13 protein-coding genes are annotated in these 15,099 nt (G+C 59.3%); 9 read left to right on the forward strand and 4 right to left on the reverse strand.

Going from position 1 to position 15,099, the window contains the following annotated elements:
* The first annotated feature begins 183 nt into the window (after positions 1–183).
* The 9 genes from HZA03_07610 (at position 184) to HZA03_07650 (ending at position 10,475) form a co-directional block, all read left to right on the forward strand.
* Complete coding sequence (locus HZA03_07610) at positions 184–1,050, forward strand: hypothetical protein (GenBank protein ID MBI5637818.1); 867 nt, start codon at positions 184–186, stop codon at positions 1,048–1,050.
* Positions 1,043–1,558: an RDD family protein gene (locus tag HZA03_07615; protein MBI5637819.1), complete on the forward strand. Its 516-nt coding sequence runs from the start codon at positions 1,043–1,045 to the stop codon at positions 1,556–1,558. The genes HZA03_07610 and HZA03_07615 overlap by 8 nt, the downstream gene beginning before the upstream one ends.
* A 110-nt stretch (positions 1,559–1,668) precedes the next feature.
* Positions 1,669–2,817 (forward strand): alanine--glyoxylate aminotransferase family protein, encoded by a 1,149-nt coding sequence (locus HZA03_07620; protein MBI5637820.1) that lies wholly within the window; start codon positions 1,669–1,671, stop codon positions 2,815–2,817.
* On the forward strand, positions 2,817–4,406 hold the full coding sequence (locus HZA03_07625; GenBank protein ID MBI5637821.1) for a phosphoglycerate dehydrogenase: 1,590 nt from the start codon (positions 2,817–2,819) through the stop codon (positions 4,404–4,406). Before HZA03_07620 ends, HZA03_07625 begins: the two co-directional genes overlap by 1 nt.
* Positions 4,403–5,626: an ATP phosphoribosyltransferase regulatory subunit gene (gene hisZ / locus HZA03_07630; GenBank protein MBI5637822.1), complete on the forward strand. Its 1,224-nt coding sequence runs from the start codon at positions 4,403–4,405 to the stop codon at positions 5,624–5,626. The genes HZA03_07625 and hisZ overlap by 4 nt, the downstream gene beginning before the upstream one ends.
* 36 nt (positions 5,627–5,662) lie before the next feature.
* Positions 5,663–6,943: an adenylosuccinate synthase gene (locus tag HZA03_07635; GenBank protein ID MBI5637823.1), complete on the forward strand. Its 1,281-nt coding sequence runs from the start codon at positions 5,663–5,665 to the stop codon at positions 6,941–6,943.
* A 5-nt stretch (positions 6,944–6,948) separates the two neighbouring features.
* The gene (locus HZA03_07640; protein MBI5637824.1) at positions 6,949–8,334 is read left to right on the forward strand and encodes a YchF/TatD family DNA exonuclease; all 1,386 of its coding nucleotides are present in this window, start codon (positions 6,949–6,951) and stop codon (positions 8,332–8,334) included.
* Between the two features lie 8 nt (positions 8,335–8,342).
* The gene (gene lpxB / locus HZA03_07645) at positions 8,343–9,473 is read left to right on the forward strand and encodes a lipid-A-disaccharide synthase (protein ID MBI5637825.1); all 1,131 of its coding nucleotides are present in this window, start codon (positions 8,343–8,345) and stop codon (positions 9,471–9,473) included.
* Between the two features lie 222 nt (positions 9,474–9,695).
* Positions 9,696–10,475, forward strand: coding sequence for an undecaprenyl-diphosphate phosphatase (locus HZA03_07650; protein MBI5637826.1), 780 nt, complete (start codon positions 9,696–9,698; stop codon positions 10,473–10,475).
* 302 nt (positions 10,476–10,777) lie between these two features.
* On the opposite strand, the gene HZA03_07655 is transcribed toward HZA03_07650, so the two are convergent.
* From HZA03_07655 to HZA03_07670, 4 genes are all read right to left on the reverse strand, one after another.
* Complete coding sequence (locus HZA03_07655; protein MBI5637827.1) at positions 10,778–11,167, reverse strand: CBS domain-containing protein; 390 nt, start codon at positions 11,165–11,167, stop codon at positions 10,778–10,780.
* On the reverse strand, positions 11,167–12,948 hold the full coding sequence (locus HZA03_07660; protein MBI5637828.1) for an FAD-dependent oxidoreductase: 1,782 nt from the start codon (positions 12,946–12,948) through the stop codon (positions 11,167–11,169). The genes HZA03_07655 and HZA03_07660 overlap by 1 nt, the downstream gene beginning before the upstream one ends.
* A 76-nt stretch (positions 12,949–13,024) precedes the next feature.
* Positions 13,025–14,278: a cytochrome c gene (locus tag HZA03_07665; GenBank protein MBI5637829.1), complete on the reverse strand. Its 1,254-nt coding sequence runs from the start codon at positions 14,276–14,278 to the stop codon at positions 13,025–13,027.
* A gap of 11 nt (positions 14,279–14,289) precedes the next feature.
* Positions 14,290–15,099, reverse strand: a complete 810-nt coding sequence (locus HZA03_07670; GenBank protein ID MBI5637830.1) for a hypothetical protein — start codon at positions 15,097–15,099, stop codon at positions 14,290–14,292.

Below are 15,099 nucleotides of genomic sequence, written 5' to 3' on the forward strand. Positions count from 1 at the left end.
AAACAGGTTCAATTGGTCAATGCTCTGTAACTCGTTCAGGCTCATGATGGTATTCATCCCCCTATCATGAACAGCTTTCAGACTCATTTCATGTTGGAATCACGTCCCCCCTTCAGACTCATTCCATATTGGAAAAGGCTGGTATTTGGTATTAGCGGAAAATATGATAAAGTAAACAGCTAGATGAAGTGCCCCAAATGTAATTTCGCAAGTTTTGAATATATCAATACTTGCAAAAAGTGCGGTAACGACCTGACGCTGCACAAAACCGAGATGGGGATTGACTATCCCCAGTACAGCACCCTCGGTCTGATGGCGACATTGCGCCATGAGGCATCGCCGCAAGCCGCGGTGGCTGAACCGGCTTCGCTGGTGGAAGAAGATCATGGCACCGAGCGATTCTCGGAAACATCGGCAACCGACAAGATGTCAGGTACTTCCGGCTTTGAGGCGGCCATCGGTTCCGATACCGACTTCACCAATATCGGCGCCGACATCGACTTGGGAGGAGCGGACGAGCTTGACCTGAGCGGCATGGGAGAATCGGCGGATGAAACCGCTTCCATCAAACTGCCAGCGGCGGAAGAGGAAGAAATAAACCTCGGCGCTGAAGCCGTTGCCGAACCCGCGAAGGAAGATGCGGCCGATAATAAAGTCACCGCCCCCCACGACCTGGAGGGGATCGATTTTGATCTGGGTTCATTGGAAGAAACCCCCGCCGCGCCCCCGGAAGACGCAAAAACGCTCGACCTCGGCGAAATCGAGGAAGCCGTTACGCCGGCGGGAAAGGAAGACGAATTCCCGCTTGATCTGGGAGATATCGAAATTGCGGCGGAAGAAGAAAAACCGGCTCCAGCCAAAGGGGCCGCTCCGGCCGCCGCGCCCGCCGAACCCGCCGCCGATTTCAACATGGACGGCTTTGACTTGGACATCAACCTTGACGATGTTGACCTTGGCGGCGCGGGTAAAAAAGAAGAGCCGAAAAAAGACGAAAAGAAGAAGGACGACTTCGACATCGATATCGATTTGAGCGATCTGAAGCTTGATTAATCCCCACCTCGGCGCCGCCTTGGCCGCCTATACTTTCGAAGAAATATCGGCCCCGCCCGTTACCCCCGCCGCAATAAATACGCCGGTGGCGTATGCCGGTTTTTTCGTCCGGCTTGCCGCTTTCGTTATCGATAACCTGATTTGTTACTTTGCCGCATACCTCACCATATGGGGGGCGGGAGCGTTTTACCGGGCTTTTCATGGCGCCGGGCTGGACGGCGAAATCCGCTTCGTGCTCGCAAGCATCCTGTTTTACCTGCTGTTTTACACCGTTTATTTCGTTTATTTCCTTACCCACGGCGGCCAGACCCCCGGCAAACAGGTGTTGGGAATAAAGGTGGTTGCGCTGGACGGCGGAGAAGTGGACGGCTTCCGCGCGGCGCTCCGGACGATGGGGTACGCCACCTCCTGGTTCCTCTTCGGGTTGGGCTATTTGTGGGCCGGGATGGATCGCCACCGCCAGTCCTGGCACGACAAACTCGCCGGCACGGTAGTGCTGGAAATTTGACCCTTTCCTTTCTATAATACCCCCCTTGACCCGCCTGCTTGAAGCGGGCTGCGTTTGGATGGCATAAAGACGGGAATAACGTGTTTTTTAGCATTTTATAAGGAGTGGCAATGAAAAAGAACTATCTGCTTTCGCCCGGCCCGACACCGGTCCCCGAAAGAATCCTGCTGGCGATGGCCCAGCCGATCATCCACCACCGGACACCGCAGTTCAGCGCGGTATTCGGCGCGGCGGCGGAAAAGCTCAAGGGGCTGTTCCACACCAAACAGGATGTCATCATCCTCTCCTCCTCCGGCACCGGCGCCATGGAAAGCGCCGTCGTCAATTGCTTCAACAAAGGCGAAAAAGTCATATCGGTCAACGGCGGCAAGTTCGGCGAGCGCTGGACGAAAATCGCGCAGGCGTTCGACCTCGTTGTGGACGAAGTGAAAATCGAATGGGGCAATGCCGTCGACCCGCAGGACATCAAGAAGCGCCTCGACGCCGACAAGGATATCAAGGGCATTCTGATACAGGCGACTGAAAGCTCCACCACCGTTAAAATGCCGATTAAGGAACTGGCCGCCATCACGAAAGAGCGCGACGTGCTGCTCGTCGTGGACGGCATCACCGGCGTGGGCGTGTTCGACATCCCGATGGACGACTGGGGCGTGGACATCCTGATTTGCGGCAGCCAGAAAGCGATGATGATGCCGCCGGGCCTCGGCTTCATCGCCCTCTCGGACAAGGCGTGGGCCAAGGCCGACAAGGTGAAGAACAGCAAGTTCTACTTCGACCTCAAGAAAGAGCGCAAAAACCTGAAGGACAAGACCACCGCCTATACCCCGGCGGTGTCGCTGGTGAACGGCCTCCTCGAAGCCCTCAAGATGATGGAAGAGGAAACCTACCCCGCGATCTTCGCGCGCCACGAACTGCTGGCCCGCGGCGTGCGCGCCGGCACCGACGCGCTGGGACTCAAGATGGTCACCAAATCGCCCACCGAAGCGATGACCGGCGTTTACCTCCCCGAAGCCGTCAACGGAAAGAAATTCGTCAAGGCGCTGCGCGACAACTTCGGCGTCACTTTCGCCGGCGGGCAGGACCAGTGGGAAGGGAAAATCATCCGCATCGCCCACCTCGGCTATTTCGGCGAATTCGACATGGTGATCGCCCTTTCCTCCATTGAAATGGCGCTGCACAAATTCGGCCACAAGGTCCAGTTTGGCGCGGGCGTCGGCGCGGCGGAAGCGGTGCTGCACGACGGGTTCGAGGTGAAGTGATGACCGGCAAATACAAAGTCCTCGTCAGCGACGAACTTTCCGACAACGGCATCGAGATACTGAAAAAAAGCTCCGTCATCGATGTCGACGTGAAAGTCGGCATGAAGAAGGAAGAGCTTCTCGGCGTCATCGCGCAATACCACGGCCTCGTCATCCGCTCCGCCACCAAGGTGACGGCGGAAGTCATCGCCGCGGCGACAAACCTGAAAGTGGTCGGCCGCGCCGGCGCGGGGGTGGACAACGTGGACAACCCCGCCGCCAGCAAACGCGGCATCGCGGTGGAAAACACCCCGGGCGGCAACACCGTCACCACCGGCGAACATGCCGTCGCGCTGATGTGCGCGCTGGCCCGCAACATCCCGCAGGGAACCGCCGGCATCAAGGCCGGTAAATGGGACCGCAAGCTGATCGGCGTCGAGCTGCTGGGCAAAACCCTCGGCATCGTCGGCATCGGCCGCGTCGGCTCCATCGTCACCCGCCGGGCGCAGGGTTTCCAGATGCAGGTTATCGCCTTCGACCCGTTCATATCGAAAGACAAGGCGGCCGAACTGGGCGTTGAGCTGGTATCGCTGGACGAGGTCTACAAACGGGCCGACTTCATCTCCATCCACTCGCCGCTCACACCGGAAACCAGGCACATGGTCGGCGCGAAACAGTTCGCCATGATGAAGAAAGGCGTGCGCATCGTCAACGCGGCGCGCGGCGGCATCATAGATGAAACCGCCCTGGCCGAAGCGGTAAAGAGCGGCCATGTGGCCGGCGCCGCGCTGGACGTGTTCGAGCAGGAGCCCCCGGCGGCGGACAACCCGCTGCTGGCCCTGCCGCAGGTGATCTGCACCCCGCATCTGGGGGCCAGCACCGCCGAGGCGCAGGAAAACGTCGCCGTCGCCATCGCCGAACAGTTGGTCACCTTCTTCGAGCAGGGGATCATCATGAACGCGGTGAACGTGCCTGATGTGGATCCCGAAGTTCTCAAGAAAATCAAGCCGTACCTCTCCCTCGCCGAGAAAATGGGGCGCTTCATCGCCCATATCAGCGGACAGGGAATTAAGGAAGTCGAAATCGCCACCAGCGGCGAGATCGCCGATGTGGACATGAAACCGCTGGCCACCAGCGCCCTCAAGGGCTTCCTCGCGGTCATGGGGCTGGAGGTGAACTACGTCAACGCGCCGTTCCTGGCCAAGGAGCGCGGCATAGACGTGAAGACCACCGTCAGCAAAAAAGTGCATGACTACGCGGGCCTTCTCTCGCTCCGCGTGGTGACCGACCAGGGGGAACAGACCGTGGCCGGCACCATTTTCGGCAAGAACGAGCCGCGCATCGTGAACATCAACGACATCCGCATCGACGCCATTCCCGAAGGGAACCTCATCATGTTCACCAACACCGACAGGCCGGGGGTCATCGGCGCGGTGGGCACCTATCTGGGAAAGAACAAGATCAACATCGGCCAGTTCAACCTCGGGCGCACCGCGCCGCTGAAGGAGGCCGTGAGCCTTATCAGCGTTGACTCCGAAGTCTCCAAGGATGTTATCGACGGGCTGCTGAAAATTGAAAATGTACTGAAAGCCTGGGCCATCAAGCTTTGAAGCTGAATCCGACCGCGATACCGCAGGGGACGAGAACCTTCCTGTTCGAGGAGGCGGCCCGGCGCCGCGCCCTGGAGCAGGCGGTTCACGCTACCCTGCGGTCGCGCGGGTTCGAGGAGATCGATACTCCCCTGCTTGATTACTACGAGTCGGCCGCCGCCGGCCTTTCGGAAGACGAGCGCAACCGGATCATCCGTTTCAGCGAAGCCGAGTCGGGCCGCCCCATCGCGCTGCGTAACGACATCACCTCGCAAATCGCGCGTTCCGCCGCCACCCATCTTGCGCAACGGCCGCTGCCGTTGCGGCTCTTCTACAGCGGGCCGGTTTTCCGCCACGCCAAGAAGGGGAAGGGGGAGCAGTATGTTATCAACCAGGCGGGGCTGGAAATTGTCGGCCACGCGGGGCCGGAAGCCGATATCGAAATCGTCCTGAGCGTCAAGGCGGTGCTTGAAAAAGCGTTCCCCGGCGGCTGCGCCCTTTCGCTGGGGCACGCGGGCGTCATCAATTCGTTTCTTAAGCCGTTTCCCGCCATGCAAATGGAGGGCATTAAAACCTCGCTGGCCAAAAAAGACAAAACCGCGCTCCGGGGGCAGTTGGCCGCCGCCGGGGTACAAGGGGAGCAGGCGGAGCGGATCGTCGCGCTGACCGGGCTTTTCGGCGGCAAGGAAGTCATCGGCAAGGCGCGCGCCATCGCCGCGGACGACGCCGCCGCGCTGGCCGCGCTGGACAACCTGGCCGCCATTTACGATGCGCTGGCGTCAAACGGATTTGGAAAAAAACTCTCCATCGACCTGGGGGAGATGCGCGGGTTCGGTTACTACACCGGCGTTATTATGGAGCTTTTCTCCGCCGCCGGCGCGCCGCTGGGCAACGGCGGACGCTACGACAACTTGGTAAAACGCTTCGGGCCGGATATCCCCGCCGTCGGCTTCGCCTTCGATATCGACATGGTGGTCGACGCGCTGATGCGCGAAGGGGGGAACAACCTTTGGAAGGGGGCCGACTACCTCCTGCTCGATGCCGGAAACACCGCCGCCGCCGACGCATTGCGGGCGAAGGGATTTTCCGTCATCGTCCCGCTTGCAAACCTCGGCCTCAAGGATGCGCTGGCGTTCGCCCAAAAAATGAACATTGCCGAAATCCTCGTCCCGGCGGGCGGAAACGGGTTTAAAATCATCACTGCCGCCACCGGGGTGGAAGCCGGCAAGCTGGAAATCTGATTTTTCCGGCAAACGCCAAGCAGCAAGGAGAAAAACGTGCCTGTATCGGTTTTAGTAGGAATGCAGTGGGGCGACGAGGGCAAAGGCAAAATCGTCGACCTGATTTGCGATAAGAGCGATATCGTCGCCCGCTACCAGGGCGGCGCCAACGCCGGCCACACCGTGGTGGTGAACGGCAAAAAATTCGTGCTGCACCTTATCCCGTCCGGCATCCTCCGTCCGGGAAAAGCCTGCCTCATCGGCTCCGGCGTGGTGGTGGATCCCGAATCGCTGTTTCTCGAAATCGAACAGCTCAGGGCGGGCAACATCGAAGTGGGCGGCCGGCTGGTCATCTCGCCGCGCGCGCACTGCATCCTGCCGGTTCACAAGGTGATGGACAAGGCCAACGAAAGCAGCAAGGGCCAAACCAAAATAGGCACCACCGGCAAGGGAATCGGCCCCACCTATGCCGACAAAACCAAGCGGATCGGCATCCCGATGTTTTATCTCTACGATGAAAAGAAGCTTAAGCACGCCATCGGGCAGCTTATAGACATGAAGAATTGCCTTTTCGAGAATTACTACCACAGCGAAAAATTAAACGCGCAAAAAGTGTATGACGAAGTGCTGGCGCTCGCCCCCAAGCTTGCGCCATATATCGGCGATACCCGCAAGCTGCTGGCCGATGGCATCAAGGCCGGCAAGAACATCCTCTGTGAAGGGGCGCAAGGGACGATGCTTGATCTCGATCACGGCACCTATCCCTACGTCACCTCCAGCTACACCGCGTCGGGCGGGGCCTGCGTGGGCCTCGGCATCGCCCCCAATAAAATTGACAACGTCATCGGCGTGATAAAGGCCTATACCACCCGCGTGGGCGAGGGGCCGTTTCCCACCGAGCTGAAAGATGAAGTCGGCGCGCAGATACAGGACGAGGGGAACGAATTCGGCGCCACCACCGGCCGCCCCCGCCGCTGCGGCTGGTTCGACGGCGTGGTGGCGCGCTATGCCACCGAAATAAACGGCGTGGACGAAATAGCCCTCACCAAGATGGACGTGCTGGACAAAATGAAATCGCTCCACGTATGCATCGCCTACAAAGTGGACGGCAAAACGGTGGAACGGATCACCGACGACGTTTCCATCCTCGAACGGGCCGTGCCGCTCTACCGCGAATTCGACGGCTGGCGGGCGCAGACCGCCGGTATCACCGATTACGCCAAGCTGCCGGACAAGGCCAAGCGCTACATCGATTTCCTGCAGGAGCAATCCGAAGCGCCGATCACCATCGTTTCGACGGGGCAGGGGAGGGAAGCGACCATCGTGAAGGGGAAATGACGCCGATGGAAAAGTCCGCGCGCCTTCCCCATTTCGCCGATTCGCACGCCCACCTCAACAACCGCGATTTCGACGGCGACATCCACGAAGTCGCCGCGCGCCTGACCGATCACCTTATTTTGAACGTGGCCTACGACATCCCCTCCGCGCACGGCGCGGTGGCGCTGGCCGAGCGGTATCCCAACATGTACGCCGCCGCCGGGGTACATCCGAACGATGTCGAAAACATATCCGAAGCCGATTACAAATCCATCGCCGCGCTCGCCCGGCATCCGCGGGTGGTGGCCATCGGCGAAACCGGCCTCGATTACTTCCGCCACCGCACCGGCGCGGCGGAACAAAAAGCGGCGCTCCGCCGTCATTTGAAAATCGCGCGCGAAGCAAAAAAACCAATAATCATTCACTGCCGCGACGCCTTCGCCGACATCTTCCCCATTCTCCAAAAAGAATTTGATCCGGCCATCGGCGGCGTGATGCACTGCTTTTCCGAAGGGCCGAAGGAGGCCGAAGAGTCCGTAAAACTGGGGATGTACGTCTCCTTCGCCGGAAACGTAACCTACCCGAAGGCGCAAAACCTGCGCGATGCGGCAAAGGTGGTGCCGCCCGAAAAACTGCTGATAGAAACCGACTGCCCCTTCCTCGCCCCGCAAAAGGTGCGCGGCAAGCGGAATGACCCCGGCTACATCATCGAGACCGCCAAGACGCTCGCCACCGTCCGCGGCGTAACGCTGGAAGACCTCGCGCGCCTCACCTACGGCAATTTTCAAAAACTTTTCCTGGGCATGACGCCGCAACAGGCGGAGATCGTCTACAAAATCCGCAACTCCCTCTATGTGAACGTCACGCGCGAATGCAGCAACGTTTGCGATTTCTGCCCGCGCCTTGAAGACCCCACCGTGCAGGGACACTACCTCGGCATCGATAAAGACCCGTCCGCCGCCGATATCATCGCCGCCATCGGCGGCCAGCGCCCCGATGAAGTGGTGCTCTGCGGCTTTGGCGAGCCGACCATCCGGCTGGATGTCGTCAAGGAAGTCGCGGCGGAAATGAAAAAACGCGGTCTTAAAGTGCGGCTCAACACCAACGGACAGGGAAGCCTGCTCAATAAGCGCGACATCGTGCCGGAGTTGGCGGGGCTGATCGACACCGTCTCCATCTCGCTCAACGCGCCGGATCAGGCCAGCTACAACCGCATCTGCCATCCGCTCGACAAACAGAACGCATTCCCCGCGCTGATCGCCTTTGCCGAACGGTGCCGCGATCTGCTGCCCGAAACGGTGGTGAGCGCCGTCGGCCCGGTTGAAGGGGTCGACATGGACGCGGTGCGGCGGCTGGCGGAGGAAACGCTCCGGGTAAAATTCCGCCTTCGCCGCCTCGACATGGTGGGGTGACGGCGATCATGCGGTTTTTGATTATTGCCGGCGAGGAGAGCGGCGAAATATACGGCGCGCGCTTGATGCGCGAGATCAAGGCCGTCATGCCGGATGCCGAATTCCACGGCGTCGGCGGCGACCGGATGGCGGCCGAAGGTCTGCGCCTCATCCAGCACTGCAAGGATATGGCCAGCATCGGCGTGGTGCAGATGCTGGAAAAAATCGTTTACTTCCTCGGCGTTCTGAACGATGTGCGCGCCCGCGTGAAGCGGCGCGATTATGACGCCATCATCCTGATCGATTATCCCGATTTCAACCTCCGCGTCGCCCGCGCGGGACACGGGGCGGGGGTGCCGGTTTTCTACTACGTCTGCCCGCAGTTCTGGGCGTGGCGGCGTTACCGCATACGCGCGGTGAAACGGTGGGTCGACACCATGCTGGTGATCCTCCCCTTTGAAGAGACGTTTTACAAAGAGCGCGGCATAGACGCCCGCTTTATCGGCCACCCGATGCTGGACGAAATCGATTTCACCAAAGACCGCGCCGCGCTCAAGCGGGAATTTCTGCCGCCGGGATGCTCAACGCTTGTCGGCATGCTCCCCGGCAGCCGCAACAGCGAGGTCGGCTACAACCTGCCGACGCTGCTGGAAACCGCCGGCATCATCAGACGGGAACGCCCCGACGCCGGATTCGTCCTGCCGGTGGCGCACCATATGTCCGATGCGAAAATACGCGAGGCGGCGGGTGATAGGCCGTATGTGAAAATCGTCAAAGGGCGTTCGCACGATGTGATGGCCGCCTGCGATCTGCTTATCACGAAATCGGGAACCTCCACGCTGGAAGCCGCCATTTTCGGCGCGCCGATGATCATCGTTTACCGCTCCTCCTCCATAAATTACTGGCTGGCGAAGCTGTTGGTTCATGTGGAATATGCGGGCCTGCCGAACCTTATCGCCGGGCGCGAGGTGGCGAAGGAATATTTCCAAAGCCGTTTTGTTCCAGCCACGGTGGCGGCCGAAGCCGCCGCGCTGCTTTCATCGCCGGAGCGCCTGCGTGAAAAACGCGCGGAGATGGATGCCATCCGGCGCCAGTTGGGAGATGCCGGCGCGGCCAAGCGCGCGGCGGCGATTATCGCATCACGATTAAACAAATCTTGAATATGCGGACTATTGAAGAGCTATTTATGTATGTCATCCTGAGCCGCAGGCGAGGGAGCGGCGGAATAAAATGCGGCGGCGAAATGCAATGGAGCCAGCCGCGTACAAACCGCCGCGGAAATGCCCTTCAAGGGCGAAGGATCTCTTTCCGGAAAGGGATTCTTCAGTCGCCGGCGCTCCTTCAGAATGACACGGAATTGAGAACAAACAGGAGCCGTAAGCGTGGAAATATTTAAGGCGATAGTTCTTGGGCTGGTGCAGGGGCTGACGGAGTTCTTTCCGGTCAGCAGCACGGCGCATCTTATTCTTTTCCCCTGGTTTTTCGGCTGGGGCGGGGAACTGGATACGCTCAGCTTTGACGTGGCGCTGCATGGCGGCACGCTCTTTGCCCTTATCGCCTACTTCTGGAAAGACTGGAGAAACCTCCTCCTGAAAGACCACAAAATGTTGATGCTGGTCATCATCGGCACCGTTCCCGCGGGTATCGCCGGTATTCTGCTGCAAAAATGGGTGGAGCACGCATTGCGGAGCCCGATAATCATCGTCTTCACGCTTGTGGGGGTCGGCTTCATCATGCTGGCCGCTGAAAAGAGGGGAGAGCAGAACCGCGCAACCGATGGCGACGTAACGCTGAAAGACGCCGTCATCATCGGCTGCGCGCAGGCGGTGGCGCTGATCCCCGGCGTGTCGCGCAGCGGCATCACCATCACGGCGGGCCTCTTTAGCGGCCTCACGCGCGAGACCGCCACCCGCTTCTCGTTTCTGCTCTCCACCCCGATCATCGCCGGGGCGACGCTGCTGCACGCGCTGAAGATGGCAAAAAATCACGAGTCGTTCGATATGTCGCTGGTCGGCGCGGGGTTTGTGGCGGCGGCGGTTTCCGGCTTTTTCGCCATCGGATTTTTGATGAACTACCTGCGCAAACACCCGTTGCACAATTTTGTGTATTACCGCTTCGCGCTGGCCGCCGTCGTCCTTATCGCCTGGCTTCTTCACGGTTAGCCCGGATTATTCATGGGGAACCATGAATAATCCGCAAACGCCAATTTTTTGAAATCTTGCGCGTTGGCTCGAATTTTTCTTGGTCGGCATACTGAAGTATGTCTTCCGCGAAAAATTCTTCACCGCCGCGTTCTTTCAAAAACTTGGCGTTTGCACCCGCTGTGCCGTGAATAAAGCGGGTTAGCCGGCCGCCGGAAAATCCCCGATGGCGCCCTGAAATTGTTTCAGGGCAAAAAAAAACCGTGGCTGGCCCCCCCTCCCCAGGGAATAAGCCAACCACGGTACTGGAAACGGCGAAAGCTTTACCAGCCCTCGCCGTCGGTGTACGCGGGATGAATGAGATCGCGGATTGAAATGACGCTGATGATCTTGCCGTTCTCGGTGACCGCGAGGTGGCGCAGCCGGTGTTTGTCCATCATGTCGTTCGCTTCGGTCAAAGCCGCGTTGAGGTCGATGGAAAACAGGGTGGTGGTCATGATTTCCTCCACCTTCGTTTTGGCGCCATCGTTCCCGGCCGCCATGATTTTGCGCACCAAATCGGTATCGGTCAGCATGCCGACCACCTGTTCCCCCCGCGCGATGAAAATGGAGGAGAACCTGTGCTCGGTGAGGTACTTGGCCGCGTCGAGCGCGGACGACCCTTCCGGAATGGTGTTGAGCTTCGGCGCCATGCGGTCTTTGACTTTCAGCATTACTTCTTCCCCTTAACCTCGGTTTTGAACGATCCGATTGTGCTTTGCACGCGGACTTCCGGCTTTTCATAGGTGGTGAAGTCTATGGAGTCGGTCGGACAGACCTGCGCGCAGAAGGTGCAGCGGATGCACAGGTCGCGGTCGATCTCGATGCCGGTGATGCCTTGCTCTTTCAGGCTGATGTTCTCGTTGAAAAGCCGGCTGAATTCCAGTTCGGTCAGCTCCGCCATGCCGAGGCACTTTTGCGGGCACACGTCCACGCAGTTGTTGCACAGGATGCAGGTGTCGGAGTTGTAGCGCCAGGTGTGGCTGCACTGGAAGCAGCGGGCGGCTTCCAGCATCGCTTCTTCCTTCGTCAAGGTGCGCTCCACCTCTTCAAAGGTGTTGAGGCGCAGGTTCAGCGGGATATTTTCGGCGTGGTGGCGGGCAATATTGTCGTAAGCGGCCAGTTTCACCGGCGTCTGGTCCTCCTTGAGGCGGAGGTCTTCCGAGCGGCTGTATTCGCCGCGGGTGCCGCGCAGGTAGGAATCGATGCTGATCGCCGTGCGATGGCCGTCCGCCACGACGTTAATCACGTCGCGCGTGCCGGTGATGTAGTCGCCGGTGGCGAAGATTCCCGGCAGGTTGGTCTCAAACCGCTGGTTCACGTCCAGCGTTCCCCAACTGGTGAGGCGCAGGCCGGATTTTTGGGAGATGAACGACATGTCCGGCGATTGGGAAACGGCCGGCATGACATAGTCGCATTCGAGGATGAATTCGGAACCCGGCACCGGCACCGGCTTGCGGCGTCCGGAGGAGTCCGGCTCGCCCATCTCGGACTTGATCAGCTTGATGCCGCTGACGTTGACGCCGTCGTTGGAGACGATCTCCAGCGGAGCCTCCATGTAGCGGAATTCCACCCCTTCGTCCTCGGCCTCTGTAATTTCCTTTTCGTTAACCGGGATTTCCGCGCGGGTGCGGCGGTAGACGATATACACTTTTTTCGCGCCGAGGCGGATGCTGGAGCGGGAAACGTCCATCGCGGTGAAGCCGCCGCCGATGACCGCGACGGTCTTGCCGGACATTGGCGGGAGCGATTTGCCCAGATTCACCAACTGCATGAAGGTGCAACCGTGGTAGACCCCTTTCAGGGTTTCGCCCGGCACTTTCAGGTGTACGGCCTTGTGCGCGCCCGCGGCGATAAGGATCGCCTTGAATTCCGCCTGCATCTCGTGGAAGTGGATATCGCGCCCCACCGCCGTGTTGTAGCGGATTTCCACGCCGAGCCGCTTGATGTATTCCACCTCGAAATCGATCACCTCGCGCGGCAGCCGGTAGGCCGGGATGCCGTAACGCATCATGCCGCCCGGATGCGGGAACATTTCGAATACGGTGGGGCGGTAGCCCAGCTTCGCCAGATCGTGCGCGGCGGTGAGGCCGGCCGGACCCGCGCCGATGATCGCCACCCGCTCCAGCGTGTTGTAACGCTGTTCCGGCAGCTTGAACGTGTCTTTGGAGTAGTCGGTGGCGGACCGTTTCAGCGACATGATGGAAAGCGACTGGTCTATCATGCGGCGGTTGCAGCCCCGCTCGCACCAGTGCTGGCAGATGCGGCCGCACACGGCGGGAAAAGGATTGGTTTCCCGGATCAGGCGGTGCGCGGCCTCGAAATCGCCTTCGCGGATTAGACTTATGTAGCCCTCGACATCGGTATGCACCGGGCAGTTGGTCTGGCACGGCACCCCTTGGTAGGAGCGCTGGTCATACAGAAAATCGTATGCGCGCTTGGTTTCCGAAGCCATAATTCAACCTTTCATTCATCGCGCCTGCTCAGTCGTGCCTCATTTCAGGATACGCATAAACAGGCGGTTAGGCAACTTATTTCAGCGTCAACAGGAAGTCGGCTATCTGCTCCATCTGGCTTTCATCAAGGTTGAACTTGACCCCAAGGGAGTGCTTGGCCATCTTCGACGGATTGTTCCAGAACTCCAGCATTTTATCCTTGTCATACCGGTTGCCCACCTTGGTGAGGTCGGGTCCGATCTTGCCCCCCTTGCCTTCGATGGTATGGCAGAACCAGCATTTCGACTTGATAAAGAGCCGCTGGCCGCCCGGCAGGGAATTGATATTCGGGAACTGCCGTTCGTAGTCGCCGATGAAGGAAGCCGTTTCGCCCCCCTTCTTCATGTATTGCTGGCTGTTGTGGTAGAGGTACTTGGCCGGCAGCTTCGGCGTGCGGAAGCTGAAAACGTAGACCGTGAGGGCGTGCGCCTGTTCATCGGTTAAACCGTAGTTCGGCATCACGGTTTCTTCCAGCTTAAGCTCCGGGTCGTTCGGGGTGATCTTGGCCGGATCCTTGAAGTGCTGCAAGGTCCAGTTGTATTTGTCCTTTTCCCCTTCCACGTACTTCATCACATGGGTTCCGTCAAATTCGTGGCCGGTCTTGTCGCCAAACTCGGTGAGATCGGGTCCAAGCACTTCGCCCACGCCGCGGATCGTATGGCAGGAGGTGCATTTGACGCCAAGTTCGTTTACGCCCTCGGTGAGGTCGCGCGAGGCGGTGATCATCTCGGCCCCTTTCAGGCGGTATCCGGGCCGGAACAGTTCCTCGTGGCACTGCGGGCAGGAGGCTTGCACCATGTTGTTCGGCAACATCGGGAAATCCCAGTGAGAAATGTGGTGGGCGTGCGCTTCGGTTTTTTCGGTGGCGTGTCCCTGTCCCTGGTGGCAGATGGTGCAGCCGATTTTGTTAAAGTCGTGTTCGCGGGCCGCCGCGTGGTAGCGGAACGGTTCCGGGGCGTCTTTAAACGCCGGATTGTCGTACCCCAGGTGGCAGGAGACGCAGCGGTCGGTTATGCCCAGCTCGTTGTTCCATACCTGGAGAATTTTGAGGGGTGTGCGTTTCAGCGTTTCGGCGGTTTCGGGGTTCTTTTCCCGTTCAATGGCCATTTCGATGTACTCGTGCTGGTAGTGGCGCCATTCGGCGGCGTATTCCTTCGCTACGGTCAGGCCGAACAGCGCAAGCAGCGATGCGGCGAAGATGGCATAGAGCAGATTCTGGTTCCGCGTCCAGAGGACGATGAAGCCGAGGATGTTTACAACGAGTATCGCTACGACAATCTTTTCAATCATGGCCGCCTACTCTAAATTTTGAACCACGGGGTTTCAATGATGTACTTGATGTTGAAGCCGAGCCGCAGGATGATTTTCACGACCGTCGCGACCATCAGCAAAACGTGGCTCTGCACGACGAAGTACTTGATGTAGCCGAGTTCCTTCAAATAGCCGTCCAGCTCCTGCACCATGCGCGATTTCGGGAACAGCTTGGTTACCATGAACGGCAGGATCATCCCGATGCTGAAGAAGCCGATAAGCAGCGCCATGCCGGTGCCGGTGGAAAGCGAGGCAAGCTTGAGCGCCCCCTGCTTCAGCGGCACCCCTTCGCGGGTCCAGGTGTGGCCGGTGAGATCGTAATCGATGATCGGCCAGTAAACTTCCCAGCTTGGGCCGCGCAGCAACTGACCGACGAAAATGAGGGCGAACCAGAATGCCATGCCGAAGGTGAAATACGCCACGGCGAAGCGGCGCTTGCTCCATCCATAGTGTCCCTGTTCGGCCGGGGTGATGTCGACGTACGGAATAAGCATGAGGCCGATCAGTATCTGGTTCGGCAGCATCACGCCCGCGATCCACGGGTCGAAATAGACCAGCAGTTCCTGCAGACCGATGAAATACCACGGCGCTTTCGCGGGATTGGGGGTCTTGGCCCACTCCGCCATTTCCTCCAGCGGCGCGTACGCCAGGAAGGAAACGCCCCATAGCAGGATCGTGATGAACAGCATCATGAGGAAAATGACCCACACGAGGTTGGGCCACGACGAAACGCGGGGATACCCCGGCTTGTTCATGAGCATGTAGCCGGATTTGTCGGACCTGAGTTCCTGTTCCACCAT

It is taken from the genome of Nitrospinota bacterium, assembly GCA_016217735.1.
Taxonomy (GTDB): domain Bacteria; phylum Nitrospinota_A; class UBA7883; order JACRGQ01; family JACRGQ01; genus JACRGQ01.